This is a genomic window from Pseudomonas sp. THAF187a (assembly GCF_009363395.1).
GTDB lineage: Bacteria > Pseudomonadota > Gammaproteobacteria > Pseudomonadales > Pseudomonadaceae > Aquipseudomonas > Aquipseudomonas khazarica.
On sequence record NZ_CP045349.1, the window covers coordinates 200,026 to 225,237 of the forward strand.

Genomic DNA, 25,212 nt, shown 5'->3' on the forward strand with positions numbered 1-25,212 from the left:
CATCCCGCTGCAGCCGCGTATGGCCCCTCCCACGCTCAGACCTCCTCTTTGAAGCGCAGGCGCCAGGCGTGCAGCAGCGGTTCGGTGTAGCCGCTCGGCTGCTCGCGGCCCTTGAACACCAGGTCGCAGGCGGCGCGGAAGGCATGGGACTGCTCGAAACCGGGGGCCATCGGGCGATAGGCGGCATCGCCGGCGTTCTGCCCGTCGACCACCTGCGCCATGCGTTGCAGCGTCTCGCGCACCTGGGCTTCGCCGACCACGCCGTGATGCAGCCAGTTGGCGATGTGCTGGGCGGAGATCCGCAGCGTGGCGCGGTCTTCCATCAGGCCGACGTTGTGGATATCCGGCACCTTGGAGCAGCCGACGCCTTGCTCGACCCAGCGCACCACGTAGCCGAGGATGCCCTGGCAGTTGTTGTCCAGTTCCTGCTGGATGTCGCTGGCGCTCCACGGGCGCTCGGCGCTGACCGGCACGCTGAGCAGGTCGCCCAGCAGGCTGTCGCGCTGGCTGGCCAGGTCGATCAGCTCCAGCTCGGTCTGCACGGCTTGCACGTCCACCTGGTGGTAGTGCAGCGCGTGCAGCACGGCGGCGGTCGGCGAAGGCACCCAGGCGGTGTTGGCACCGGCCTTGGGATGGCCGATCTTCTGTTCGAGCATGGCCGCCATCAGGTCCGGCATGGCCCACATGCCCTTGCCGATCTGTGCCTTGCCGCGCAGGCCGCAGGCCAGGCCGACCAGCACGTTGTTGCGCTCATAGGCCTGGATCCAGGCACTGGACTTCATGTCGCCCTTGCGCAGCATGGCGCCGGCTTCCATGGCCGTGTGCATCTCGTCGCCGGTGCGGTCGAGGAAGCCGGTGTTGATGAAGGCCACGCGGCTGCTGGCGGCCTCGATGCAGGCCTTGAGGTTGACGCTGGTGCGGCGCTCCTCGTCCATGATGCCCATCTTCAGGGTGGCCGCGGGCATGCCCAGCAGTTGCTCGACTCGGCCGAACAGTTCGTTGGCGAAGGCCACTTCCAGCGGGCCGTGCATCTTCGGCTTGACGATGTAGACGCTGCCGGTGCGCGAGTTGCCGCGACGCTTGAGGTCATGCAGGGCGATCAGGCTGGTCACCACGGCATCGAGGATGCCTTCCGGAATCTCCTGGCCGTCGCCGTCGAGAATCGCCGGGTTGCTCATCAGGTGCCCGACGTTGCGCACGAACAGCAGCGAACGGCCGTGCAGGGTCAGTTCACCGCCGGCGGCGGCGCTGTAGGTGCGGTCCGGGTTGAGACGGCGGGTGATGCGCTTGCCGCCTTTCTCCAGTTCCTCGGCCAGGTCACCCTTCATCAGGCCCAGCCAGTTGCGGTAGACCACCACCTTGTCGGCGGCGTCGACGGCGGCGACCGAGTCTTCGCAATCCATGATGGTCGACAGTGCCGCTTCCATCAGCACGTCCTTGACGCCAGCGGCGTCGGTACGGCCGATGGCGCTGCTGGCGTCGATCTGGATCTCGAAGTGCAGGCCGTTGTTCTTCAGCAGCACGGCGCTCGGCGTGGCGGCCTCGCCCTGGTGGCCGAGGAATTTCTCCGGCTGCGCCAGGGAAGTCTGCTCGGCGCTGCCCAGGGTCACCTGCAGCTGGCCGGCGACCACGGCATAGGCACTGGCGTCGGCGTGCGAGCCCTTGGCCAGCGGCGCGGCCTGGTCGAGGAAGGCACGGGCGAAGGCGATCACCTTGGCGCCGCGTACCTCGTTGTAACCCGGCCCCTTGCTGGCGCCGCCGTCCTCGCTGATCGCGTCGGTGCCGTACAGGGCATCGTACAGCGAACCCCAGCGGGCGTTGGCGGCGTTCAGCGCGTAGCGGGCGTTCATCACCGGCACCACCAGCTGCGGGCCGGCCTGGCTGGTGATCTCGCTGTCGACGTTGGCGGTGCTGGCCTTGACGGTCTGCGGCTGCGGCAGCAGGTAACCGATGGACTCGAGGAAGGCGCGGTAGGCGGCCATGTCGCGAACCGGGCCGGGGTTGGCGCGATGCCAGGTGTCCAGCTCGGCCTGCAGGCGGTCACGCTCGGCCAGCAGCACACGGTTGTGCGGTGCCAGGTCGTGAACCAGGGCGTCGAAGCCGCTCCAGAAGGCCGCGGCTTCGATACCGCTGCCGGGCAGCACTTCGTTTTCGATGAACTGCTTGAGCTCGGCGGCTACCTGCAGGCGCTGACATTGCACGCGTTCGGTCATTTTCCTGTTCTCCTGTCTGTCTGCATTCCTCTTTCATCGAAAGAGGAGAGAGGGGCACACCCTCTTCCGGCACTGCGTGCCACCTTCCCCCCGGGGGAGAAGGTCATCCGTTGGCGGCTACGCCGCATGTTCAAAGGGCAGCGATGCCCGCCTTGGCCACCTGCGCGTCCTGTTCGGCCTTGACCCCGGACACGCCGACGGCGCCGACCACCTGGCCCTCGACCACGACCGGCACGCCACCTTCCAGCGAGGTGATCAGCGGGGCGCTGATGAAGGCGGTGCGGCCGCCGTTGACCATGTCCTCGTAACCCTTGGTCTCGCGACGGCCGATGGCAGCGCTGCGGGCCTTCTCGGTGGCGATGTAGGCGCCGATCGGCGCGCAGCCGTCAAGGCGCTCCATGGCGAGCGGGTGGCCGCCGTCATCGACCACGGCGATGGCGACTGCCCAGCCCTGTTGCTGCGCTTCGCTACGGGCGGCGGCGATGATCTGGCTGACTTCGGTCTGGCTGAGTACGGCTTTGTGTTGCATGACGGACCTCGTGTTCGTGGTTTCGTAGCCCGGATGCAATCCGGGTTCAGGGTGTTGGTTCTCCCGGATTTCATCCGGGCTGCGTTTGCTGTGATGGTCAGCCCATCGCCTCTTCGACGATCTCGATCCAGTGCCGCACCGGCGTGCGCCCGGCGCCGTCCAGGTGGGTCTGGCAACCGATGTTGGCGGTGACGATGGCGTCCGGCTTGCCGCTCTCCAGGGCATTGAGCTTGTTGTCGCGCAGCTGGCGCGACAGCTCCGGCTGGGTCAGCGAATAGGTACCGGCCGAACCGCAGCACAGGTGCCCGTCGGGCACCGCGGTGAGGCCGAAGCCCAGGCGGCCGAGCACCGCCTCCACCGCGCCGCCGAGCTTCTGCGCATGCTGCAGGGTGCAGGGGCAATGGAAGGCCAGGCGCTGTTCGGCGCGGACCTGCAACTGCTCCAGGGCTTCGCCCTGCAGCACCTCGACCAGGTCCTTGGCCAGGGCGCTGACCCGCGCCGCCTTGTCCGCGTAGGCCGGGTCGCCGGCGAGCAGGTGGCCGTAGTCCTTGACGAAGGCGCCGCAGCCGCTGGCGGTCTGCACGATGGCTTCGGCGCCGGCTTCGATCGTCGGCCACCAGGCATCGATGTTCTGCCGGGCGCGGTTCAGGCCCGCTTCCTGGGCATTGAGGTGGTAGTCGACGGCGCCGCAGCAGCCGGCCTCGCGGATCGGCGTGACGCTGATGCCGAGACGGTCCAGCACGCGCGCGGTGGCGGCATTGGTATTGGGCGACAGTCCCGGCTGCACGCAGCCTTCGAGCATCAGCACGCGGCGCGTGTGGCGCTCGCTCGGGCGCGGCTTGGCCGGGCGCACTTCACGCGGCAGCTTGGCCTTGAGCGCCGCCGGCAGCAGCGGGCGCAGGGCCAGGCCGGTCTGGGTCAGGGCCTTGAACAGCGCCGGGCGGGGCACCACGGTGCGCAGGCCCTGACGCAGCAGCTGCTGGTTGAGCGGGCGCGGCACCTGCTGCTCGGCGACTTCGCGACCGATGTCGAGCAGGTTGTGGTACTGCACGCCGGAGGGGCAGGTGGTTTCGCAGTTGCGGCAGGTCAGGCAGCGGTCCAGGTGCTCCTGGGTCTTGGCGGTGACTTCGCCGCCTTCGAGCATCTGCTTGATCAGGTAGATACGTCCGCGCGGGCCGTCCAGCTCGTCGCCGAGCAGCTGGTAGGTCGGGCAGGTGGCATTGCAGAAGCCGCAGTGCACGCAGGAACGCAGGATGCGCTCGGCCTCTTCGGCGCGCGGCAGACGCTTGGCTTGTTCACTCAGGTTTGTCTGCACGTCTTATACCTCGGCGTACATGCGGCCAGGGTTGAAGATGCCCTGGGGGTCGAGCTGGTTCTTGAGCTGGCGCTGGTAGCGCAGCAGCGGGGCCGGCAGCGGCTGGAAGGGCTGCTCCTGACCGGCGACGAAGCAGGTGGCATGGCCGCCGGCCTCGGCCAGCGTGCGCTGGATCAGCTCGCCGCTGGCATCGGACTTGAGCCAGCGCTGCGCGCCGCCCCAGTCGATCAGCTGCTGGCCGGGCAGGTCGAGCAGGCCGCTGTTGGTCGGCAGCGACAGGCGCCACAGCGCACCCGTGCCGGCGAAGAACGGCAGGCGCTGTTCGCGCAGGTCCAGCCAGTAGGCACTGTCGATCTCGTCGCCACCCAGGCGCTGGCGTGCGGCCTGGACCGAACCCTCACCGCCTTCCAGGCGCAGGTGCAGGGCCTGGCCGTCGTGGCTGGCGGCACTGATCGGCAGCGGCTGCTGGCCCCACTCGGCGAGCTTGTTCAGCGCGTGCCGGGCGTCCACCTCGAGGCGCAAGCTGAGCACCTGGCGCGGCTTGGGCAGTACCTTGAGCGACACTTCGGCGAGCAGGCCGAGGCAGCCGAAGCTGCCGGCCAGCAGGCGCGACAGGTCGTAGCCGGCGACGTTCTTCATCACCTCGCCACCGAAGCGCAGCAGCTTGCCCTGACCGGTGATCACGCGGGTGCCCAGCACCTGGTCGCGCACCGATCCGGCCCAGGGCCGGCGCGGGCCGGACAGGCCGCTGGCGACCATGCCGCCTAGGGTGGCGCCGTTGCCCAGGTGCGGCGGTTCGCACGGCAGCATCTGCTGGTTGGCATCCAGCGCCGCCTCGATCTCGCTCAAGGGGGTGCCGGCACGGGCGGTCAGCACCAGCTCGGTCGGGTCGTAGCTGACAATGCCCCGGTGCGTGCGGGTGTCGAGCACCTCGCCGGTGGTGGCCCGGCCCAGATGGGCCTTGCTGCCGCTGCCCTGGATGCGCAGCGGCGTGGCACTGTTGAGTGCGTGGTTGACCTGTTCCAGCAACGCGGCGCTGGCATCGAAATCATGCGACATCAGAAGCGCTCCAGTTCCGGGAAGGGCAGTTGGCCGTGGTGCACGTGCATGGAGCCGAACTCGGCGCAGCGGTGCAGGGTGGGGATGTTCTTGCCCGGATTGAGCAGGCCTGCCGGGTCGAACGCGGCCTTCACAGCGTGGAACAGGGTGATCTCGTCGCTGTTGAACTGCGCGCACATCTGGTTGATCTTCTCGCGCCCGACGCCGTGTTCGCCGGTGATGTTGCCGCCGACCTTGACGCACAGTTCGAGGATCTTGCCGCCGACGGCCTCGGCCCGCTCCAGCTCGCCGGGCACGTTGGCATCGAAGAGGATCAGCGGGTGCATGTTGCCGTCGCCGGCATGGAACACGTTGGCCACGCGCAGGCCGTACTCCTCGGAGAGCTCGGCGATGCCGCGCAGGACCCCGGGCAGCTCGCGGCGCGGGATGGTGCCGTCCATGCAGTAGTAGTCCGGCGAGATGCGCCCGACCGCCGGGAAGGCGTTCTTGCGTCCGGCCCAGAATTTCACGCGCTCGGCTTCGTCGCGGGCCAGGCGCACTTCGGTGGCGCCGGCCTTCTGCAGCACCTCGCCGACGCGCTCGCAGTCGTCGGCCACGTCGGCCTCGACGCCGTCGAGCTCGCACAGCAGGATGGCTTCGGCGTCTACCGGGTAGCCGGCGTGGATGAAATCTTCCGCAGCGCGGATGGCCAGGTTGTCCATCATCTCCAGGCCGCCGGGGATGATGCCGGCGGCGATGATGTCGCCCACGGCGCGACCGGCCTTTTCCACCGAGTCGAAGGCCGCCAGCAGCACCTTGGCCACCTGCGGTTTCGGCAGCAGCTTGACGGTCACCTCGGTGACGATGCCGAGCATGCCCTCGGAGCCGGTGAACAGTGCCAGCAGGTCGAAGCCGGGCGCGTCCAGGGCATCGCTGCCGAGGGTCATGAACTCGCCTTCGACGGTGAGGATTTCCACCTTGAGCAGGTTGTGCACGGTCAGGCCGTATTTCAGGCAGTGCACGCCACCGGCGTTCTCGGCGACGTTGCCACCGATGGAGCAGGCGATCTGCGAGGAGGGGTCCGGGGCGTAGTAGAGGTCGAACGGCGCCGCCGCCTGCGAGATCGCCAGGTTGCGTACGCCCGGTTGCACACGGGCGAAGCGCCCTTCGCGGTTGATCTCGAGAATCTGGTTGAAGCGCGCCATCACCAACAGGATGCCCTGCTCCAGTGGCAGGGCGCCGCCGGACAGGCCGGTGCCGGCACCACGGGCGACCACCGGGACGTTGCGGGCGTAGCACAGCTGCAGCAACTGCTGCACCTGCTCGATGCGCTCGGGCAACACCACCAGCATGGGGGTGGTGCGATAGGCGGACAGGCCATCGCACTCGTAAGGCTTGAGGTCCTCGCGGGTATGGAGGATGTCGAGGTCGGGCAGACGCTGCTGCAATTCCGCCAGCAGGGCGGCCTTGTCGACCTTGGGCAGCGCGCCGTCGACGCGCTCGTCGTACAGAATGCTCATGGCAGGCTCAATCGTGAACGTTGTTTTTATGGGCGGTCATGCTGCGACCATGGGCCGCATATTCAGCTTGCGTTCGCTCGCCAGTCCACCGTCTTTCCTGCTGGTAGGACCAGTTTCTTTCTCCAGGCTTTCACATCAACATGGCTAAAGCGCTTATTCTCTAGCGCCCTGCTGGCCGATCCGGGGTGGATCGGACTGCGCTGTAAAACTGGTACGACCAGTTATGATGAGGACGAAATGGACGCGAATCTGAACGCCGCACGACGGCAGGTGAGTGACGTGGTGGCCGAGCGCATCGAGCGCCTGATCGTCGATGGCGTGCTCAAGGTGGGGCAGCCGCTGCCGTCGGAGCGGCGCCTGTGCGAGAAACTGGGCATCTCCCGCTCGGCGCTGCGCGAGGGGCTCAAGGTGCTGCGCGGGCGTGGCATCATCGAGACCGCCCAGGGGCGAGATTCGCGCGTGGCCAAGCTCAGTGGCGAGCGCGATGCCAGCCCGCTGATGCACCTGTTCAATTCACAGCCGCGCACGCTCTACGACCTGCTGGAGGTGCGCGGCCTGCTCGAAGGGGAGTCGGCGCGGCTGGCGGCGCTGCGTGGCACCGAGGCGGACTTCGTCCTGCTGACCCGGCGCTACGAGGAGATGCTCGCCGCGCATACCCAGGAGAACCCGGTCGACCCGCGCGAGCATGCGCGTCTCGACCATGCCTTCCACCTGGCGATCTGCGAGGCCTCGCACAACCCGGTGCTGGTGCACACCCTGCAATCGCTCACCGACCTGATGCTCAGCACCGTGTTCGCCTCGGTGAACAACCTGTATCACCGGCCGGCGCAGAAGCGGCAGATCGACCGGCAGCACGCGCGTCTCTACCACGCGGTGCTCGAGCGCCTGCCGGAGCAGGCCCAGCGCGCCGCACGCGACCATATCAACAGCATCCGCGACAACCTGCGCGACATCGAGCAGGAGGAGCAGCGCCTGGTGCGCGCGACCATGCGCCTGGAAGGCTGGACATGAGCGTCGAGCCGCCTGCTTCGAGCGGCCAGTAGAAGTCAGAGCCTGGTCGCGGTTGCCGCTGGGAGGCGTTGCGCCGCAGCAGGCATTTCAACACGGCACGCCAGGAGGCTGACCCACCCCCCCCCCGTTCGCGAGCTGCTTTCGACTTGCCGCCTGGGGCTTTTCGCCGCGCTACCTGAAGGTGCTGGTGACCACGCCTTCTTCCACCACCTGGGCCTCGATCACCTTCTGGCTGCCGAGGTTGCGTACGCGGATCACCTCGCCCTCGCGGCCATTGGCCAGCGCCTCGCCGGTGGCCGAGGCGGAGATGCCGTCCTGGCTGGCGACGATGCTCACCTGCTGGCCACGACGCACCAGCAGTGGCGCGCTGAGCAGGTTCGGTGCGATCAGCTGGCCGGCGCGGATGCGCCGCTTGGCGCCCTGGCCGACGACCTCCTCGACGTCGTCGTAGAAACCGCGCGACGCCTTGCCGATGTTCACTTCCTGCAACTGCAGGTGATCGCGGGTGATGGTCTGGCCGCGCTCGATCACCCGTGCCGCATGCACGGTCGGCAGGAACACGCTGGCCTGGACCAGGGCGCTGAGCGTCCAGCCGGGGGCATCCGCGCAGCTCAGTTGCAGACGCTGGCGTGACAGCGGTGAAGGGTCGTCGCTGCTGGCGCTCAGTTGCAACGCCTGGGTGCAGGCCGGCAACCGTTCGGCATTGCCCAGCAGGCTGATGTCGAGGCTGTGGCGTTGCCCGTGCCAGGCCTGGCGCCTGGCCTCCTCGGCGAGCCGCTGCTGCATGTGCGCGGCGATCGCCTGATCGATCTGGACGGCCGCCTCATCCGCAGCGGCCATGGTCGCGAGTGGCCCCAGCGCGAGGAGGAAAAGCAGCGACGCGCAGGCGGAAAAAGCCTTTCCGCTTTTCCTCTCGGCGCCGCGCCGATGCGGAAAGAGGGCGACGCCAAGGCGCCCGATCGATCTTGAAAAGTCCTGATAAATCAATGTGCTGCAGCTCTTCATGGGGTTGGGCACGCTTTGTGCTCAAGGCATCTCGGCACAACCTTGGGTTAAGGGTAGCGGTGAATGAGTATACGGATTGATGACGTGGTGGGGCTGCATTCGCGGGCGATCGAGCTGCGCATGCAACGCAGCGAGATTCTCGCCGCCAACCTGGCCAACGAAGACACGCCGGGCTTCCTCGCCCGTGACATCGACTTCGCCGGTGAGATGCAGCGCCTCGACCCGCAGCAAGCCTTCGCGGCCAGCAGCGCCGACCTCAAGTACCGCGTGCCGACCCAGCCGTCGCAGGACGGCAACAGCGTCGAGCTGAGTGTGGAACAGGCCGCGTTCTCCAAGAACAGCATGGACTTCCAGACCAGCCTGACCTTTCTCAGCATGAAATTCCGCGGCCTGAAGCAGGCCATCGAGGGACGCTGACCATGGCTTTCGATTCCATCTACCGCATCGCCGGCTCGTCGATGAACGCGCAGACCGTGCGCCTCAACACCGTGGCCAGCAACCTGGCCAACGCCGACTCGGCGGCGGCCAGCGCCGACGACGTGTACCAGGCGCGCAAACCGGTGTTCGCCGCCGTCTACAACAACGACCAGATGACCCGCAGCGTGGGCATGGGCGGCGCCCATGTGCAGGTGCTCGACGTGGTCACGGCCGGGCGCGAGCCGGTGCGCCGCTACGAACCGGACAACCCGCTGGCCGATGACCAGGGCTACGTGTTCTACGCCGACATCGACCAGATCGAAGAGATGACCGACATGATGTCGGCCACCCGCAGCTTCGAGACCAGTGTCGAAGTCCTCAACCGTCTGAAGAGCATGCAGCAGGGCCTGCTCAAGCTCGGAGAATCCTGATGGCCGTGGTCAGCAACGATAAGCAGAACAGCACCGCCTACGGCATCGACGAGGCGGTGAAGCAGGCGGTCAACGTCAGCGACGCGGCGCAGCTGGAGAACAACTTCCTCACCCTGATGGTCGCGCAGATCCAGAACCAGGACCCGACCAAGCCGGTGGACAGCACCGAGTTCCTCAACCAGTTCGCCGCCATGAGCCAGGTCAAGAGCCTGGAAAACATGGCCTCGCTGAGCAAGAGCAACCTGGTCCTGCTGGATAACCTGCAGACCCTCACCGCCGCGGGCCTGGTCGGCCAGGAAGTGAAGGTGGCGACCGAGCAGCTGGAGCTGGGCGAGGAGGCCATCAACGGCGAGATCAACCTGGAGCATGCCGCCGGCAAGCTGACCCTGACGCTGACCGACAGCAACGGCGTGAAGAAGGACATCGACCTCGGCTCCCAGGCGCCGGGCCGCGTGCCCTTCGTGCTGGACCCGCAGGCTCTCGGCCTGGCACCGGGGCGCTACCAGGTCGAGGTCAACAGCGACAGTGGCGAGTACCCCAAGGTCGAGGTGGCCGGGCGTGTCACCCAGGTGCGCGTCAGCGCCGAAGGCCCGGTGCTGGACGTCATCGGCGTCGGCTCCGTGCCCTTCTACAACATCACCGAATTCGGCCAGACGCAGACCGCCGGTCTGCTCTGATCCCTCTCATCCGCTTCCTTCAAGGGTCCTGTCGCCATGAGTTTCAACATCGCCATGACCGGCCTCAGCGCCGTCAACGAACAGCTCAACACCATCAGCCACAACATCGCCAACGCCGGCACCACCGGCTTCAAATCGTCGCGCACCGAGTTCGGCAGCATCTACGCCGACAGCCAGGCGATGGGCGTGGAAGTGCTGGCCACCACGCAGAGCATCAGCCAGGGCGGTTCCCTGGTGACCACCGGGCGCAGCCTGGACCTGGCCATCTCCGGCGGCGGCTTCTTCGTCACCCGCGATACCAATGGCGACCTGAGCTATACCCGCGCCGGCGTGTTCGGCGCCGACAAGAACAACTTCATCGTCAATGCCGCCGGGCAGACCCTGCAGGGCTACCCGGTGGATGCCGCCGGCAACCTGCTGGTCGGGGCCATGGGTGACCTGCAACTGCAGAACGCCAACCTGCCGGCTCGCGCCACCGACACCCTGGCGTTCGTCATGAACCTGGACTCCAACGAGGCGGTCCCGACCACCGCGCCCTTCGACGTGGCGGACGTGAATACCTACAACTCCACCTACACCACCAAGGTGTTCGACTCCCAGGGCAAGGAACACACCCTGACCCAGTATTTCGTCAAGACCGCCGCCAATGACTGGGAGGCGTACTACTACGCCGATGGCGCCGCCGTCGGTGGCCCGCAGGCGCTGAACTTCGGCACCAACGGCACGCTCGCCGCACCGGCAGGCCCGGTCAACGTCGGCTTCCCGCTGCCGGGCGTCGACCCCATGGCCATCGCCATCGACTATAGCAACTCCAGCCAGTACGGCTCCGACTTCGTCGTCACCACCAACCGCGCCAGCGGTTATGCGGCCGGCGAGCAGACCGGCCTGTCGGTAGAGAAGGACGGCATGGTCTACGCCAACTACAGCAACGGCCAGCGCATGCTGCAGGGCCAGGTGGCGCTGGCCACCTTCGCCAACACCGGCGGCCTGAAGAACATCAGCGGCACCGCCTGGGTGGAGACCGCCGAGTCCGGCGCCGCGCTGATCGGCGTGCCGGGTGTCGGTCCCTTCGGCGAACTGGCCGCCGGTTCCCTGGAGAACTCCAACGTCGACCTGACCCAGCAGCTGGTTGGCCTGATGGAGGGCCAGCGCAACTACCAGGCCAACACCAAGGTGCTGACCACCAACAAGGAACTCACCCAAGTGCTGTTCGGCGCGATCTGAGGCTGACCCATGGACCGTCTCGGCTACACCGCAATGACCGCCGCCAGCCGCACCATGAGCTCGCTCACGGTGCGCGCCAACAACCTGGCCAACGTCAACACCCCTGGCTTCCGCGCCGACCTCGAACAGGCCCAGGCCGTCGCCGTGGAAGGCTACGGCTATGACAGCCGGCACCTGGCGCGGGTCAAGAACAACGGCGTCAACCTGGCGCCCGGCGAGCTGATGGCCACCGGTCGTGACCTCGACGTGGCGATCCAGGGCCGTGGTCTGTTCGCCGTCGAAGGCGACGGCGGAGCCGAGCGTTACACCCGCAACGGCGCGCTGCAGGTCGATGCCGAGCTGCGCCTGACCCTGAACGGGCGTGCCGTGCTGGGCGAGGGCGGCCCCATCGTGTTGCCCGAGTACGACAGCCTGCACATCGGTCGCGACGGCACGGTGTCGGTGATCCCGCGAGGCGATTTCGTCACCGCCGAGGTCGACCGCATCCGCGTGGTGGATGTCGACGCCGCCGACCTGAGCAAGGACGCCAGCGGCCTGCTGCTGCGCAGCGACGGCCAGCCGGCCGAGGCCATGGAGGCGCCGGTGCTGGCCGCCGGGTACCTGGAGGCGAGCAACGTCGGCGCCATCGACCAGCTGGTGGCGACCATGAGCCTCAACCGCCTGTTCGAGACCCAGGTGAAGATGATGAAGGCCGCCGAGGACCTCTCCGAGGCCGGCAACCGGATGATCCGCGGCAGCTGATGAGGCTGCCTCCCCTCTCCCTTGAACGGCAGAGGTCGGCAACGACACAGGTAGCCCGGATGCGATCCGGGAGCACGTCCCCGGAGCGCATCCGGGCTACAGAGGAGACACGACATGAGTTCCGCACTTTGGGTCAGCAAGACCGGTCTGGCAGCCCAGGACAAGGCCATGAGCGCCGTGGCCAACAACCTGGCCAACGTCAACACCAACGGTTTCAAGAGCGACCGCGTGGTGTTCGAGGACCTGTTCTACGCCATCGAACTGCAGCCGGGTGCACAGGCCGATGAGGTCAACACCGTACCCTCCGGCATCCAGCTCGGCAGCGGTGTGCGCGTGGCCGGCACGCAGAAGGTGTTCACCGAGGGCAGCATCCAGACCACCGGCCAGCCCATGGACCTGGCGATCATCGGCGCGGGCTTCTTCCAGGTGGAAGCGCCCAACGGCGACATCTACTACACCGAGAACGGCCAGCTGCAGCTCAATGCCGAAGGCATGATCGTCAACTCCCAGGGCCTGCCGCTGACGCCGAACATCGAGGTGCCAGCCGGCAGCAGCCGCTTCACCGTGGGCAGCGACGGCATCGTCACCGCCGTGCTGGCCGGCGACACCCTGCCGTCCGAGCTGGGCCAGATCACCCTGGTCAACTTCACCAATCCGGGCGGCCTGGAAGCCCTTGGCGGCAACCTCTACCGCGAGACCGTGGCCAGCGGCGAGCCGGTGGAAGGCGTGCCGGGCGAGGAAGGCCTGGGCAACCTCAAGCAGGGCGTGCTGGAAGGCTCCAACGTGCAGGTGGTCGAGGCCATGGTCAACATGATCTCCATCCAGCGCGCCTACGAGGCCAACGCCAAGGTGCTCGACGCCGCCTCCGGCATGCAGCAGTTCCTCAACCAGACCGTGTGATCGCCATGATGCGCCTGCTTTCGCTGGTTCTGCTGTCGCTGCTCGGCGGCTGCGCCAGCTTCAACGAGATGCTCCCCGACGAGGACTCCAGCCAGTACCAGCCACTGGCGATGGACTACAGCCAGCCGCCGACCACCAGCGGCGGGCTGTTTCGCAGCGGCTACAGCGGCTCGCTGACCGGCGACAAGCGCGCGGTGCGGGTCGGCGACATTCTCACCGTGGTGCTCGACGAGTCCACCCAGTCGAGCAAGAGCGCCGGCACCAGCTTCGGCAAGAACTCCAGCGCGGCCATCGGCGTACCCACCGTGCTCGGCAAGACCTACGACCGCCTGGAAAGCTCCGCCGAGGCCAAGCGCGACTTCGAGGGTTCGGCCAAGAGCTCGCAGCAGAACACCCTGCGCGGCTCCATCGCGGTGACCGTGCACCAGGTGCTGCCCAACGGCACTCTGCTGATCAAGGGCGAGAAGGCCCTGCGCCTGAACCAGGGCGACGAGTACATCCGTCTGGTCGGTCTGGTGCGCACCGACGACATCAACCGCGCCAATCAGGTGTCGTCGCAGAACGTGGCCAACGCCCGCATCTCCTACGCCGGCCGTGGCGTGCTCAACGACAGCAACTCGGCTGGCTGGTTGACGCGCTTCTTCACCCACCCGCTGTTCCCCCTCTGAGGCCTGGTCATGCTCTATCGCATCTGCGTCGCCCTGCTCCTGACCTGGCCGCTGTCGACCCGCGCCGTACCGCTGATGGACCTGGTGGACATCGAGGGTATCCGGGGCAACCAGCTGATCGGCTACGGCCTGGTGGTCGGCCTCGACGGCACCGGTGACAAGAACCAGGTCAAGTTCACCAGCCAGTCGGTGACCAACATGATCAAGCAGTTCGGCATCAACCTGCCGCCGAACGTCGACCCGAAGCTGAAGAACGTCGCCGCCGTCACCGTCACGGCGGAGATACCGCCGTCCTACAGTCCCGGGCAGAGCGTCGACGTCACCGTCGCCTCGCTGGGCGACGCCAAGAGCCTGCGTGGCGGCCAGCTGCTGATGACCCCGCTGCATGGCGTCGACGGCGAGATCTACGCCCTGGCCCAGGGCGCCATTGTCGTCGGCGGCCTCAACGCCACCGGGCAGAGCGGTTCCAGCGTGGCGATCAACTCGGCCAACAGCGGCCGGGTGCCCAATGGTGCGACGGTCGAGCGCCTCATTCCCAGCGATTTCAGCACCCGTGAAGAGGTCATGCTGAACCTGCGCCAGCCCAGCTTCCAGACCGCTGCCAAGGTGGTCGAGGCGGTCAACGGGCGCTTCGGCAGCGGCACCGCCAGCGCGCTGGACTCCACCAAGATCTCCATTCGCGCGCCAGTCACCAGCACCCAGCGCATCGGCTTCATGGCCATGCTCGAAGGCCTGGAGGTCGAGGAAGGGCGCGAGCGGCCGAAGGTGGTGTTCAACAGTCGCACCGGCACCGTGGTGGTGGGCCAGGGCGTGCGGGTCAAGGCGGCGGCGGTGGCCCACGGCACCCTCACCGTGACCATCAGCGAGAACCCCCAGGTCAGCCAGCCGAATGCCTTCTCCGGCGGTCAGACCGCCGTGGTGCCGCGTTCCGACGTGGCCGTCAGCCAGGACAAGAACGCCATGTTCAAGTGGCCGGAAGGCGCCAGCCTGGACAGCATCATCAACACCGTGAACAGCCTCGGCGCCACCCCGGACGACGTCATGAGCATCCTCCAGGCGCTGGAGCAGGCCGGTGCCCTCAATGCCGAACTGATCGTGATCTGAACCATGAGCATCGTTTCCCTCGCGCAACACATGAACAGCCACTGCGGCAGCGCCGATGGCATCGGCACGGCCCGCGAACAGCAGCTGCAGGCGGCGGCCGAGCAGTTCGAGGCGCTGTTCCTGCAACAGATCCTCAAGCAGATGCGCAAGGCCAGCGACGTGCTGGCCGAAGGCAACCCGATGCGCAGTCGCGAGATGGACACCATGCGCGACTTCTACGACGAGGTGCTGGCCGAGACCCTGGCCGGCCGCAAGCAGACCGGCATCGCCGACATGCTGGTCAAGCAGCTCTCGGGTAACGGCAGCGCGCCAGACCTGCAGGGCGCCGCGCTGGCCGCACGCTCCGCCGAACTGCCGGGCCGCACCGGCAGCAGCCTGCTGGAGCCGCTGCGGGCGACCTGGCAGCGCGGCGTCGACAACCTCGGCAAGGTCTGGGACAAGGGCTCGGCGGGTTTCGTCGCCCTGGTCGAGCGGGTCATCCAGCAGGAGTCCGCCGGGCGCGTCGACGCCGTGTCGCCGAAGGGCGCGCGCGGCCTGATGCAGCTGATGCCAGAGACCGCCCGCGAGGTGGCCGCCGAACTCGGCCTGCCGTTCAGCGAAGCGCGCCTGACCAGTGACGCCGACTACAACAGACGCCTCGGCAGTGCCTACCTGGACAAGATGCTGCAACGCTACGACGGCCATCAGGCGCTGGCGCTGGCGGCCTACAATGCCGGGCCGGGGCGGGTCGACGAATGGCTCAAGGTCAATGGCGACCCGCGCAGCGGCGAGATCAGTACCGGCGCCTGGATCGAGCGCATTCCCTATCAGGAAACCCGCGACTACACGCGCAGGATCCTCGGCGACCTGGCCAGCCGCGAGGCGCCGCTGCAGGAGGCCGCACAGCAGACCTCGCTCAGCGCCCAGACCCGCCAGCAGCTGGCCAGTGCCCTGAGCGCCGACAGTGGCCTGCTGCTGGGCGCCGTCGCCGGCAAGCAGGTGCTGGCGCGCGATGAATTTAAGTCCACCGCCGATTCCGTCGCCCTGTCTTCGGTAACAGCCCAACGCGCTGCCGACGACGCCCGTGCGCCGCGTCTGGCGGCCTTCGCTCAGCCGATGCGCTTCGAGCGTCAGGAGTCCTAAGCCATGAGCATCCTCAACCAGATCGCCTACAGTGGCGTGCGTGCCAGCCAGGTGGCCCTGGCCAGCACCGGGCAGAACATCGCCAACGTCAACACGCCGGGCTTCAGCCGCCTGCAGACCGTCACCGGTTCGCTGGCCGGGCAGGGTGGCCTGAGCGTCGGTGGCGGTGTCGAGGTGATCAGCATCCGCCGCATGACCAACGACTTTCACAACCAGCAACTGTGGCGCGCGACCACCGAAGAGAACTTCTACGGCGCATCGCAGCAGTACCTGACCGCGCTGGAGGCACTGATGTCCGGCACGGGGTCGAGCATCAGCGCCGGCCTCGACCAGTTCTTCGCCGCGCTCAGCGAAGCCAGTGCCACGCCCGGCTCCATCGCCTTGCGCCAGCAGATCATCAGCGAGGCCAGCAACCTGTCCCAGCGCTTCAACGGCCTGAGCAGCAACATCGACGCCCAGGTCAAGGCGCTGCAGGAACAACGCACGGCCATGGCCACCGAGATCAACGGTCTCACCGAAAACATCGCCCTGCTCAACAAGAAGATCGTCGAGACCGAGTCGGTCAAGGGTGACAGCACGGCGCTGCGCGATCACCGCGAGAGCCTGGTGGGGCAGCTCAGCCAGTTCGCCAAGCTGCGCATCCACGAGTTGCCGGACGGTTCGCTCAGCGTCGCCCTGGCCAACGGTCAGCCGCTGGTGGCCGGGCCGACCGCCGGCCAGCTCGCCGTGGCGATGACCGCGACCGGCGAGCAGGAGGTCAGCCTGGCGTTCGCCGGTACCAGCTTCCCGCTGCGCCAGGATGGTTTCGGCGGCGCGTTCGGCGGTCTCCATGACGTCGAGTACAACAGCCTGCGGCCGAACCTCGACGCCCTGCATGACATGGCCAGCCAGCTGGCGCAGATGGTCAACGATGTGCTCGCCACCGGCTTCGACCTCGATGGCAATCCGGGCCAGCCGCTGTTCGTCTACGACCCGGCCAGCACCACCGCGCTGCTGCGCATCGAGCCACTGACGGCCGAGCAACTGGCGTTTTCCTCGACGGCGGGGGAGACGGGCAACAACGAGGTGCTGCTCGACCTGCTCGGCCTGAAGAACCAGACCATCACCCTGAACGGCAGCCAGGTCACCCTCAACGACGCCTACGCCGGCCTGCTCGGCCAGGTCGCCAGCGACAGCCGGCAGAACCAGGCCGACCTCAAGTCCGCCACCGCCGTGACCCAGCAGGCCCAAGCCCAGCGCGACAGTGTCAGCGCCGTGAGCCTGGATGAGGAGGCGGTCAACCTGATGACCTATCAGCAGGCCTACCAGGCCAACATGAAGGTGATCAGCACGGCCAACCAGTTGTTCGACGACATGCTTTCCGCGTTCTGACGCGCTTTCTGGAGAGACCCGCTGATGATGCGCATCACCAACTCGCAGATCACCTCGATGATGCACAACTCGATGAACGTCAGTTCCGCCGAGTTGGGCAAGTTGATGCAGCAGATGGCCACCGGCAAGCGCATTCTGCTGCCGTCCGACGACCCCATCGCCAGCGTGCGGGTGCTGCGGGTGGAGCGTGAAGAGGCGAGCCTGGAGCAGTTTCGCAAGAACATCGCCAACGTGTCCGGCAGCCTGTCGACCCAGGAGGCCAACCTCAAGTCCACCTCCGACGCCATGCTCAACGTGCGCGACCTGCTGCTGTGGGCCGCCAACGGCTCCAACACCAGCGAAGACCTGGCGGCCATGGCCGGCGAGCTGTCGATCATCGAGGACACCATCGTCAGCTTCGCCAACGTGCGTGACGAGGAGGGCCGCTACCTGTTCTCCGGCACCCTCAGCGACACCCAGGCGCTGACCTTCGATGCCGCGACCCAGACCTACAGCCTCACCGGCAACGACAAGCACCGTCAGGCGGCCGTGGCCAACGGCGTGCTGGTCGACGAGAACGTCACCGCTGCCAGCGTGTACGGCACGGGCGTGGGCATGCTCAACGAGCTGCGCGGTCTGATCAACACCCTGCAGGACCCGGCGCTGGATGCCACCGATCCGGCCGTGCGCCAGCAGATCGTCGATACCATGGCGGCACTGGACGATGCGCATGGCCGGGTACTGGGTTCGATCACCGACCTGGGTGGCCGGCAGAATGCCCTGACCCTGCTGACCGACAGCAACGAGGATGTCTCGCTGGTCAACCAGAAGATCGAGGGCGAGCTGTCGCAGCTCGACTATGCCGGCGCCACCATCGACCTGAACAACTACCAGCTGGCGCTGGGCGCGACCCAGAAGACCTACCTGAAGATCAACGAAATGTCGTTGTTCAGCCTGCTGTAAGGAGCCGCGCCGGTGATCAAGGTCGATAAGCAGCTCCCGGTCGTCACGGCGCTCGATCCACAGGCACGTCGCCCGGTGCAGGGCGAACAGACCGCGCTGCGCACGCGCAAGGCGGCGCCGGCTGCCGAGCCTGCGGCCACGCCGCATGGCAAGAGCACCAGCTTCAACCTGCAGCTCAACCAGCAGCTCACCTCGATGCAGGCGGCCGACAGCTACCTGGGCGAGCTGGCCGGGCGCCTCGGCCAGCTCAAGCTCAGCCTCAGCCGCGAGATCGGCAATGCCCAGGCGGGAGAGCGCGAAGCCCTCAAACGCGAACTGGAGCAGGTACGCACGTTGCTGGCCGAGCGCGGCCAGCGCTCCGGCGAGGCGCTGGATGCCAGCTTCAAGCTGCGCCTCAACGAGCCGGTACGCAGCCGCTTCACCCTGCAGGGGCTGGACTCCGTTGCGGCGGTGCAACAGGCCGGCCGGGAAACCCTGCTGTTCAGCGCTGGACGCAAGCTGGCCGAACCCCTGGCCGTGGTGCTCGACGAGGGCCTGAGCGAGCAGCAGATCCTGCGCCGCTTCAATGTCGGCCTCGGCCCGGCGGGCATTCGTGCCGAGCTCGACAGCGGTGGCGCGCTGCGTTTCAGTGCGCGGGAAAGCGAATGGCAGCAGCTCAAGGGCGAGCTGCGCGTGCAGGGCGAGGGCAAGCTCGCGGCCAAGGCCGCGACGGCCTTGCCCAGTCACGACGAGCAACTGCTGCGCCTGCCCGATGCCGCGCGCCTGGACGGTGCCCGCGAGCTGCGCCGGGCGCTGGACGAAGTGGTCGAGGCGCTGGACAGGATCGGCTCGCTGCGCGAACAGCTCAGTCATCGCCAGGAGGAAATCCGCGAATTCCTGGCGCGTCACGCCGAGCAGAACGAGCGCGAGTGGGCGCGCGATTTCGCCGGTGAGGTGTTCAACCTGATGAGCCGCAGCCCCAGCAGCTACGCGGCTGTGACCCAGACCGTGGTGGCGCAGGCCAACATCAGCCGCTCCAGCGTGGTCAGCCTGCTCTCCTGAGATTCCTCGTCCCCCGTATTCTGGCGACTGGCGGCTTTTTTACGACTTGCCGTCGCGCCTGTCCGGGCGGCGGCGGAGTTTTTTGTCCGATCGGCCAGAATTCCTGCCGAAAAATGCGACCGTCGGTCCGCTTCATGACTGGTCGCACAGAATGATGGCGTTTTACCAGCTATGATCGGCGCCTTTTTTTCGGCATCCGGGTCACGCGCCCGGCATCCCTGCCCCCTCGCATTCCAATAAAAACCCCGCATTCAAGGGTTCAACCCGTTACCGCAGGCAGTCGCCCGCGGTGCATTGCCTTGTTCTCGAATTGGAGTACCGACGTGTTGAAGAAGTACCTGACATTCATCCTGCTGGCCTGCACCACGCTGGTCAGCCTGCCCAGCCTGGCGCAGCTCACCGATTCCGAAGCCATGAACATGGCTGGCCTGCAGCGTTCGCTCGGCCAGCGCATGGCCAAGGACTACCTGATGCTCGGCGCCGATGTGCGCGTGGACACCGCCCAGCGCCAGCTGCAGGAAACCATCCAGCGTTTCGAAGCCAGCCACAGGGCCCTCTCGGAATACGCGCCCAATGCCGAGATCAAGGCTGCCCTGGCCCAGGTCGGTGCGACCTGGTCGACCTATCGCCAGCAAGTCGAGGCCACGCCGGACCAGGCCCAGGCCGTGCAGGTGCTGGCGGCCAGCGAGCAGCTGCTGCAGCAGACCCAGACCGTGACCGATCTGATGGCCAAGCACGTCGGCGCGATGGGCGCGACGGTCAACCGCAGCGGCTGGGCGCGGGTGCAGACCCAGCGCATCGCCATGCTCTACATGGCCAAGTCCTGGCGTGTGCAGATGCCGGAGCTCGATGCCAAGCTGGACAAGTCCGTGAGCGACTTCGAGACCATCCTCAAGGAGCTGGAAGCCGCCGGCACGCCCAATGAAGAGATCGCCGCCGCCCAGCGTCGCGCCCGTGCCCACTGGGGCTTCACCCTCAAGGGCATCGACCTGCACGCCTCGCAGGACTTCGTGCCGACCGTGATCACCGTCAGCACCGACTCGCTGTTCCGCCAGCTCAACGAGCTGACCCGCCTGTACGCCGGCCTGAAAGCCAGCGAGTCCTGATCGCCTTTCGCCAGCCTGTCACCTGGGCCGCCTGCTTTTGCGTTATAACGAAGCGCAGACGCGGCGGAGGTGGCAGGCATGAGCGAGACAACTGATCAGGCGGTGTACAAGACCCTGCTGGAGTCCACCCAGGCGATTCCCTGGAAGATCGACTGGAAGACCATGACGTTCGCCTACATCGGCCCGCAGATCGAGAGTCTGCTGGGCTGGGCGCAGGCCAGTTGGGTCAGCGCCGAGGACTGGGCCACGCGCATGCACCCGGAAGACCGCGAGAAGGTGGTCGAGCTGTGCATCTCGCAGTCGCAGAACGGTGTCGACCACGAGGCCGACTACCGGGCGCTGACCGCCGCTGGCGACTACGTGTGGATCCGCGACGTGGTGCATGTGGTGCGTGACGACAATGGCGAGGTGGAGTCGCTGATCGGCTTCATGTTCGACATCAGCGAACGCAAGAAGACCGAGGAGCAGCTGCTGACCCTGCAGAAGCAGCTGGAGGAGTACTCCTACAAGGACGGCCTGACGGGCGTGGCCAACCGGCGCATGTTCGACACGGTGCTGGCCTCGGAGTGGGCCAACGCCCAGCGCACCCGCCAGCCGCTGTCGCTGATCCTCCTCGATATCGATCACTTCAAGCAGTACAACGATCATTACGGTCACATTCAGGGTGACGACTGCCTGAAGCACGTCGGTCAGGCCCTGAGCCGTGCGGCCAGCCGGCCCCGGGACTTCGTCGGACGCTTCGGCGGCGAGGAGTTCGTGCTGGTCCTGCCGGAGACCGATGAGGCTGCGGCCCGGCACATCGCCGAGCGCTGCCGCCAGCAGGTGCGCCAGCAGCGCATCCCCCATGAACGCTCCAGCGTGTCGCCCATGCTCACCATCAGCCTGGGGGTGAGCACCATCGTGCCGGGCGCGCAGGACCGGGCGCTGGACTTCCTCAATGCGGTGGACAAGCTGCTCTACCAGGCCAAGCAACGCGGGCGCGACCGCCTGGAGATGGCCCGGACGGCATCCCGCTCCGAGCTGGACGACGCAGCCGATGCCCGCGCTTGAGCAATCATTAACCTAAGCGTAACGATTGCTCCGCCTGCTTGATTGATGACCACCAGGTCGCGCTCCTAATGTGCCTCCACGACAGCGGAACTCGTGGAGTCTTCAATGACAACAACAATATCCCCACCGCCGCAGTGGTCGCGTCGTCGCGCGGAGAAAGCGCGGCGCCTCGATCAGGTGCGCGACCTCGCCGATGGCGTGGTACTGCCCAGTGACAGGATCGTCACGGCCCTCGAGGCGCTGATCGCTCCCGGCGATCGCGTGGTGCTCGAAGGCAACAACCAGAAGCAGGCGGATTTCCTCTCGCGCTCGCTGGCCAAGGTCGACCCGGCCCGCCTGCATGACCTGCACATGATCATGCCCAGCGTCAGTCGTGCCGAGCACCTCGACCTGTTCGAACAGGGCATCGCGCGCAAGCTCGACTTCTCCTTCGCCGGGCCGCAGAGCCTGCGCATCGGCCAGTTGCTCGAAGACGGGCAGATGGAAGTCGGCGCCATCCACACCTACATCGAGCTGTATTCGCGCCTGCTGGTGGACCTGATCCCCAATGTCGCGCTGGTCGCCGGCTTCCAGGCCGACCGCCACGGCAACATCTACACCGGGCCGAGCACCGAGGACACCCCGGCGCTGGTCGAGCCCACCGCCTTCAGCGACGGCATCGTCATCTTCCAGGTCAACGAGATAGTCGACGAGCTGCCTCGGGTGGACATCCCGGCGTCCTGGGTCGACTTCGTGGTGGTGGCGGACAAGCCGTTCTACATCGAACCGCTGTTCACCCGCGACCCGCGCCACATCAAGCCGGTGCACGTGCTGATGGCGATGATGGCGATTCGCGGCATCTACGAGAAACACAACGTGCAGTCGCTCAACCACGGCATCGGTTTCAACACCGCCGCCATCGAGCTGATCCTGCCCACCTACGGCGAATCCCTCGGCCTGAAGGGCAAGATCTGCCGCAACTGGACGCTCAATCCGCACCCGACGCTGATCCCGGCCATCGAGACCGGCTGGGTGCAGAGCGTGCACTGCTTCGGCACCGAGCTGGGCATGGAGGACTACATCGCCCAGCGCCCGGACGTGTTCTTCACCGGCCGCGACGGTTCGATGCGCTCCAACCGCATGATGTGCCAGCTGGCCGGGCAGTACGCGGTGGACCTGTTCATCGGCGCCACCCTGCAGGTCGACGGTGATGGCCATTCCTCCACCGTGACCCGCGGCCGCCTGGCCGGTTTCGGTGGCGCGCCGAACATGGGCCATGACCCACGCGGCCGTCGCCATGCCACCCCGGCCTGGCTCGACATGACCACGCCGGAGACCCTGCTCGAGCGTGGCAAGAAGCTGGTGGTGCAGATGGTCGAGACCTACCAGGAGGGCGGCAAGCCCACCTTCGTCGAGCGCCTGGATGCCGTCGACGTGGCGAAGAAGGCCGGCATGCCGCTGGCACCGGTGATGATCTACGGCGACGACGTCACCCACCTGCTCACCGAGGAAGGCATCGCCTACCTGTACAAGGCGCGCTCGCTGGAAGAACGCCAGGCGATGATCGCCGCCGTGGCCGGGGTCACCGCCATCGGCCTGTGCCATGACCCGAAGGGCACCGAGCGCATGCGCCGCGAAGGGCTGATCGCCCTGCCCGAAGACCTCGGCATCCGCCGTGCCGACGCCAGCCGTGAACTGCTCGCGGCCAAGAGCATCGCCGAACTGGTCGACTGGTCCGGCGACCTGTACAACCCGCCCGCCAAGTTCAGGAGCTGGTGATGAACGCACTTACGGCATTGCAGCCGCAGTTGTCGCTGTCCCTGGCGGACTGGCTGGCCGACCTGGCCGTGGACGCGCTGATCGACGAGGCCGACCTGTCGCCCAAACCGGGGCTGGTCGACCGTCGCGGCAGCGGCGCGCACACCGACCTGCACCTGGGCCTGATGCACGCTTCGGCGCTGGCCCTGTGGCCGAGCTTCAAGGCCATGGCCGAGGCGGCGCAGCGGCGCGGCGAGATCGACCAGCAACTGCGTGACGAGGTGGGCCGACTGGGCCGTGATGGCGAGGCGGAGATGCTGCGCGTCACCGACGGGGTCAACACCCATCGCGGGGCGATCTGGGCCCTGGGCCTGCTCAGCGCCGCCGCGGCGCTGGAAACCGACGCCCTGGCACCGGCGCAGGTGGCGCTGCGCGCGGCGCGCCTGGCGCTGTTCAACGACCGCGCCGCGCCGGTAGCCGCTGACAGCCATGGCGCTCAGGTGTGCCGCCTGTATGGCGTGCACGGTGCCCGCGAAGAGGCGCAGCTGGGCTTTCCGGCGGTCGTGCAGCAGGCGTTGCCGCAACTGGCGCGCAGCCGGGCGGCTGGTGTCGGGGAGCAGAACGCTCGCCTCGACGCGCTGCTGGCGATCATGACCCAGCTGGCCGACACCTGCGTGCTGTACCGCGCCGGCATGGCCGGGCTGACCTGCATGCAGAGCGGCGCCCGCGCGGTACTCGCCGCCGGTGGCTGCGCCAGCCTCGATGGCCGGCGCCTGTTGCGCGAACTGGAGCGCGACATGCTGCGCCTGCGCGCTTCGCCTGGTGGTGCTGCCGATCTGCTCGCCGCCACCCTGTTCCTCGACCGCCTGCAGCATGGCCTGCCGGCGCAGCTTGGGAGTCTGTGAAATGGAAACCCTGTCTTTTCAATTCCCCGCCGGGCAGCCGGCCCAGGGCCGTGCGCTGGTCGGTTGTGTCGGCTCCGGTGACCTGGAGGTGCTGCTCGAACCCGGCCAGGCCGGCACCCTGGCCATCGAAGTGGTGACCTCGGTGAACGGTAGTGCGCCGCGCTGGCAGCAGCTGTTCGAACGCATGTTCCGCGAGCAGCAGTTGCCGGCACTGAACATCGCCATCCACGATTTCGGCGCGACCCCCGGCGTAGTGCGCCTGCGCCTGGAACAAGGTCTGGAGGAGCTGAGCCATGGCTGAACAGGACATCCAGCGCCTGCTGGCGCAGCGCAGCTTCACTGAACTCGGCGCACGTCAGCGTGCCCGCGCCCTGCTCGACGACGGCAGCTTCCGCGAGCTGCTCGATCCCTTCGCCCGGCTGATGTCGCCCTGGCTGCCGCAGCAGGGCATCGTGCCGCAGGCCGACGACGGCGTGGTGGTGGCCAAGGGTCTGCTCGACGGTGCGCCTGCCGTGGTGATCGCCATCGAAGGTGCCTTCCAGGGAGGCAGCCTGGGTGAAGTGGGCGGGGCGAAGATCGCCGGCGCCCTGGAACTGGCCGCCGAGGACAACCGGGCAGGCACGCCGACTCGCGCCGTGCTGCTGCTGGAGACCGGCGGCGTGCGCCTGCAGGAGGCCAACCTGGGGCTGGCGGCGATTGCCGAGATCCAGGCCGCCATCGTCGAGCTGCGTCAGTACCAGCCGGTGATCGGCCTGGTCGCCGGCCCGGTCGGCTGCTTCGGTGGCATGTCCATCGCCGCCGGGCTGTGCAGCTACCTGCTGGTGACCCGCGAGGCACGCCTGGGGCTCAACGGCCCGCAGGTGATCGAGCAGGAGGCCGGGCTGGACGAGTACGACTCACGCGACCGCCCGTTCATCTGGAGCCTGACCGGCGGCGAGCAGCGCCATGCTAGTGGCCTGGTCGACGGCTATGTGAGCGATGACGTCGAGGCCATCCGCAGCGAACTGCATGGGCTGTTCGCCAAGGGCAAGCCCGAGCTGGAGCGCAGTCGGCGCCACGCCTGGTTCCTGCAGCGACTGCGCGCCGTCGACACTTCGATCCAGGCCGATGCCGCTGCCGTGCGCAGCGCCTATCAGGGAGCATGA

General features: G+C 67.4%; 25 protein-coding genes. 19 read left to right on the top strand and 6 right to left on the bottom strand.

Annotation, left to right across the window (positions count from 1 at the left end; translation table 11 throughout):
• Positions 1 to 35 precede the first annotated feature (35 nt).
• The 5 genes from FIV02_RS00940 to glcD all read right to left on the bottom strand — a co-directional run bounded on the left by FIV02_RS00940 (position 36) and on the right by glcD (position 6,615).
• Entirely contained in the window at positions 36 to 2,213 is a 2,178-nt protein-coding gene (locus FIV02_RS00940; RefSeq protein ID WP_152487547.1) for a malate synthase G, read from the bottom strand.
• Positions 2,214 to 2,343: 130 nt separating this feature from the next.
• On the bottom strand, positions 2,344 to 2,742 hold the full coding sequence (locus tag FIV02_RS00945; protein ID WP_037057107.1) for a heme-binding protein: 399 nt from the start codon (positions 2,740 to 2,742) through the stop codon (positions 2,344 to 2,346).
• 97 nt (positions 2,743 to 2,839) lie between these two features.
• Positions 2,840 to 4,057, bottom strand: coding sequence for a glycolate oxidase subunit GlcF (gene glcF / locus FIV02_RS00950; RefSeq protein WP_152487548.1), 1,218 nt, complete (start codon positions 4,055 to 4,057; stop codon positions 2,840 to 2,842).
• 3 nt (positions 4,058 to 4,060) lie between these two features.
• The gene (gene glcE, locus FIV02_RS00955; RefSeq protein ID WP_152487549.1) at positions 4,061 to 5,116 is read right to left on the bottom strand and encodes a glycolate oxidase subunit GlcE; all 1,056 of its coding nucleotides are present in this window, start codon (positions 5,114 to 5,116) and stop codon (positions 4,061 to 4,063) included.
• Positions 5,116 to 6,615: a glycolate oxidase subunit GlcD gene (gene glcD, locus FIV02_RS00960; protein ID WP_037057103.1), complete on the bottom strand. Its 1,500-nt coding sequence runs from the start codon at positions 6,613 to 6,615 to the stop codon at positions 5,116 to 5,118. Before glcD ends, glcE begins: the two co-directional genes overlap by 1 nt.
• Before the next feature lie 237 nt (positions 6,616 to 6,852).
• Here glcD and glcC point away from each other — a divergent pair, with 237 nt between their 5' ends.
• Positions 6,853 to 7,626: a transcriptional regulator GlcC gene (glcC, locus tag FIV02_RS00965; RefSeq protein WP_037057102.1), complete on the top strand. Its 774-nt coding sequence runs from the start codon at positions 6,853 to 6,855 to the stop codon at positions 7,624 to 7,626.
• Positions 7,627 to 7,797: 171 nt separating this feature from the next.
• On the opposite strand, the gene flgA is transcribed toward glcC, so the two are convergent.
• Positions 7,798 to 8,466, bottom strand: coding sequence for a flagellar basal body P-ring formation chaperone FlgA (gene flgA / locus FIV02_RS00970; protein WP_256663043.1), 669 nt, complete (start codon positions 8,464 to 8,466; stop codon positions 7,798 to 7,800).
• 228 nt (positions 8,467 to 8,694) lie between these two features.
• On the opposite strand from flgA, the gene flgB reads away from it, so the two are divergent.
• From flgB to FIV02_RS01060, 18 genes are all read left to right on the top strand, one after another.
• Positions 8,695 to 9,048: a flagellar basal body rod protein FlgB gene (flgB, locus tag FIV02_RS00975; RefSeq protein ID WP_037057100.1), complete on the top strand. Its 354-nt coding sequence runs from the start codon at positions 8,695 to 8,697 to the stop codon at positions 9,046 to 9,048.
• Between the two features lie 2 nt (positions 9,049 to 9,050).
• A complete protein-coding gene (gene flgC / locus FIV02_RS00980) occupies positions 9,051 to 9,479 on the top strand; it encodes a flagellar basal body rod protein FlgC (RefSeq protein ID WP_037057098.1) in 429 nt (142 codons plus the stop codon).
• Entirely contained in the window at positions 9,479 to 10,156 is a 678-nt protein-coding gene (flgD, locus tag FIV02_RS00985; protein WP_152487550.1) for a flagellar hook assembly protein FlgD, read from the top strand. The genes flgC and flgD overlap by 1 nt, the downstream gene beginning before the upstream one ends.
• Before the next feature lie 36 nt (positions 10,157 to 10,192).
• A complete protein-coding gene (gene flgE, locus FIV02_RS00990; protein WP_037057095.1) occupies positions 10,193 to 11,380 on the top strand; it encodes a flagellar hook protein FlgE in 1,188 nt (395 codons plus the stop codon).
• A gap of 9 nt (positions 11,381 to 11,389) precedes the next feature.
• Positions 11,390 to 12,121, top strand: a complete 732-nt coding sequence (locus FIV02_RS00995) for a flagellar basal body rod protein FlgF (protein ID WP_047588780.1) — start codon at positions 11,390 to 11,392, stop codon at positions 12,119 to 12,121.
• Between the two features lie 114 nt (positions 12,122 to 12,235).
• Entirely contained in the window at positions 12,236 to 13,021 is a 786-nt protein-coding gene (gene flgG / locus FIV02_RS01000; RefSeq protein ID WP_047588779.1) for a flagellar basal-body rod protein FlgG, read from the top strand.
• A 5-nt stretch (positions 13,022 to 13,026) separates the two neighbouring features.
• A complete protein-coding gene (gene flgH / locus FIV02_RS01005) occupies positions 13,027 to 13,689 on the top strand; it encodes a flagellar basal body L-ring protein FlgH (protein WP_134677587.1) in 663 nt (220 codons plus the stop codon).
• Positions 13,690 to 13,698: 9 nt separating this feature from the next.
• Positions 13,699 to 14,793: a flagellar basal body P-ring protein FlgI gene (locus FIV02_RS01010; protein WP_037057087.1), complete on the top strand. Its 1,095-nt coding sequence runs from the start codon at positions 13,699 to 13,701 to the stop codon at positions 14,791 to 14,793.
• A 3-nt stretch (positions 14,794 to 14,796) separates the two neighbouring features.
• Positions 14,797 to 15,915, top strand: a complete 1,119-nt coding sequence (locus FIV02_RS01015; RefSeq protein ID WP_152487551.1) for a lytic transglycosylase domain-containing protein — start codon at positions 14,797 to 14,799, stop codon at positions 15,913 to 15,915.
• Positions 15,916 to 15,918: 3 nt separating this feature from the next.
• On the top strand, positions 15,919 to 17,286 hold the full coding sequence (flgK, locus tag FIV02_RS01020; protein ID WP_152487552.1) for a flagellar hook-associated protein FlgK: 1,368 nt from the start codon (positions 15,919 to 15,921) through the stop codon (positions 17,284 to 17,286).
• 27 nt (positions 17,287 to 17,313) lie between these two features.
• Positions 17,314 to 18,228 (top strand): flagellar hook-associated protein FlgL, encoded by a 915-nt coding sequence (gene flgL / locus FIV02_RS01025; RefSeq protein WP_037057113.1) that lies wholly within the window; start codon positions 17,314 to 17,316, stop codon positions 18,226 to 18,228.
• Positions 18,229 to 18,243: 15 nt separating this feature from the next.
• Complete coding sequence (locus FIV02_RS01030; RefSeq protein ID WP_172979200.1) at positions 18,244 to 19,269, top strand: hypothetical protein; 1,026 nt, start codon at positions 18,244 to 18,246, stop codon at positions 19,267 to 19,269.
• A gap of 323 nt (positions 19,270 to 19,592) precedes the next feature.
• Complete coding sequence (locus tag FIV02_RS01035; protein ID WP_152487554.1) at positions 19,593 to 20,375, top strand: type IV pili methyl-accepting chemotaxis transducer N-terminal domain-containing protein; 783 nt, start codon at positions 19,593 to 19,595, stop codon at positions 20,373 to 20,375.
• Positions 20,376 to 20,453: 78 nt separating this feature from the next.
• On the top strand, positions 20,454 to 21,425 hold the full coding sequence (locus FIV02_RS01040) for a sensor domain-containing diguanylate cyclase (RefSeq protein WP_037056818.1): 972 nt from the start codon (positions 20,454 to 20,456) through the stop codon (positions 21,423 to 21,425).
• A 105-nt stretch (positions 21,426 to 21,530) separates the two neighbouring features.
• Positions 21,531 to 23,183 carry a malonate decarboxylase subunit alpha gene (gene mdcA, locus FIV02_RS01045; protein ID WP_152487555.1) on the top strand — a complete coding sequence of 551 codons (1,653 nt, stop codon included), beginning with the start codon at positions 21,531 to 21,533 and terminating at the stop codon, positions 23,181 to 23,183.
• A complete protein-coding gene (locus tag FIV02_RS01050; protein WP_152487556.1) occupies positions 23,183 to 24,067 on the top strand; it encodes a triphosphoribosyl-dephospho-CoA synthase in 885 nt (294 codons plus the stop codon). The genes mdcA and FIV02_RS01050 overlap by 1 nt, the downstream gene beginning before the upstream one ends.
• 1 nt (position 24,068) lies before the next feature.
• Positions 24,069 to 24,368, top strand: a complete 300-nt coding sequence (locus FIV02_RS01055; protein WP_037056823.1) for a malonate decarboxylase subunit delta — start codon at positions 24,069 to 24,071, stop codon at positions 24,366 to 24,368.
• On the top strand, positions 24,361 to 25,212 hold the full coding sequence (locus FIV02_RS01060; protein ID WP_037056826.1) for a biotin-independent malonate decarboxylase subunit beta: 852 nt from the start codon (positions 24,361 to 24,363) through the stop codon (positions 25,210 to 25,212). The genes FIV02_RS01055 and FIV02_RS01060 overlap by 8 nt, the downstream gene beginning before the upstream one ends.

Coding starts and splice junctions, on each gene's coding strand:
- FIV02_RS00940 (WP_152487547.1), bottom strand. CDS start 2,213: ATGACCGAACGCGTGCAATGTCAGCGCCTGCAGGTAGCCGCCGAGCTC.
- FIV02_RS00945 (WP_037057107.1), bottom strand. CDS start 2,742: ATGCAACACAAAGCCGTACTCAGCCAGACCGAAGTCAGCCAGATCATC.
- glcE (WP_152487549.1), bottom strand. CDS start 5,116: ATGTCGCATGATTTCGATGCCAGCGCCGCGTTGCTGGAACAGGTCAAC.
- glcD (WP_037057103.1), bottom strand. CDS start 6,615: ATGAGCATTCTGTACGACGAGCGCGTCGACGGCGCGCTGCCCAAGGTC.
- glcC (WP_037057102.1), top strand. CDS start 6,853: ATGGACGCGAATCTGAACGCCGCACGACGGCAGGTGAGTGACGTGGTG.
- flgA (WP_256663043.1), bottom strand. CDS start 8,466: ATGGCCGCTGCGGATGAGGCGGCCGTCCAGATCGATCAGGCGATCGCC.
- flgB (WP_037057100.1), top strand. CDS start 8,695: ATGAGTATACGGATTGATGACGTGGTGGGGCTGCATTCGCGGGCGATC.
- flgC (WP_037057098.1), top strand. CDS start 9,051: ATGGCTTTCGATTCCATCTACCGCATCGCCGGCTCGTCGATGAACGCG.
- flgD (WP_152487550.1), top strand. CDS start 9,479: ATGGCCGTGGTCAGCAACGATAAGCAGAACAGCACCGCCTACGGCATC.
- flgE (WP_037057095.1), top strand. CDS start 10,193: ATGAGTTTCAACATCGCCATGACCGGCCTCAGCGCCGTCAACGAACAG.
- FIV02_RS00995 (WP_047588780.1), top strand. CDS start 11,390: ATGGACCGTCTCGGCTACACCGCAATGACCGCCGCCAGCCGCACCATG.
- flgG (WP_047588779.1), top strand. CDS start 12,236: ATGAGTTCCGCACTTTGGGTCAGCAAGACCGGTCTGGCAGCCCAGGAC.
- flgH (WP_134677587.1), top strand. CDS start 13,027: ATGATGCGCCTGCTTTCGCTGGTTCTGCTGTCGCTGCTCGGCGGCTGC.
- FIV02_RS01010 (WP_037057087.1), top strand. CDS start 13,699: ATGCTCTATCGCATCTGCGTCGCCCTGCTCCTGACCTGGCCGCTGTCG.
- FIV02_RS01015 (WP_152487551.1), top strand. CDS start 14,797: ATGAGCATCGTTTCCCTCGCGCAACACATGAACAGCCACTGCGGCAGC.
- flgK (WP_152487552.1), top strand. CDS start 15,919: ATGAGCATCCTCAACCAGATCGCCTACAGTGGCGTGCGTGCCAGCCAG.
- flgL (WP_037057113.1), top strand. CDS start 17,314: ATGCGCATCACCAACTCGCAGATCACCTCGATGATGCACAACTCGATG.
- FIV02_RS01040 (WP_037056818.1), top strand. CDS start 20,454: ATGAGCGAGACAACTGATCAGGCGGTGTACAAGACCCTGCTGGAGTCC.
- mdcA (WP_152487555.1), top strand. CDS start 21,531: ATGACAACAACAATATCCCCACCGCCGCAGTGGTCGCGTCGTCGCGCG.
- FIV02_RS01050 (WP_152487556.1), top strand. CDS start 23,183: ATGAACGCACTTACGGCATTGCAGCCGCAGTTGTCGCTGTCCCTGGCG.
- FIV02_RS01055 (WP_037056823.1), top strand. CDS start 24,069: ATGGAAACCCTGTCTTTTCAATTCCCCGCCGGGCAGCCGGCCCAGGGC.
- FIV02_RS01060 (WP_037056826.1), top strand. CDS start 24,361: ATGGCTGAACAGGACATCCAGCGCCTGCTGGCGCAGCGCAGCTTCACT.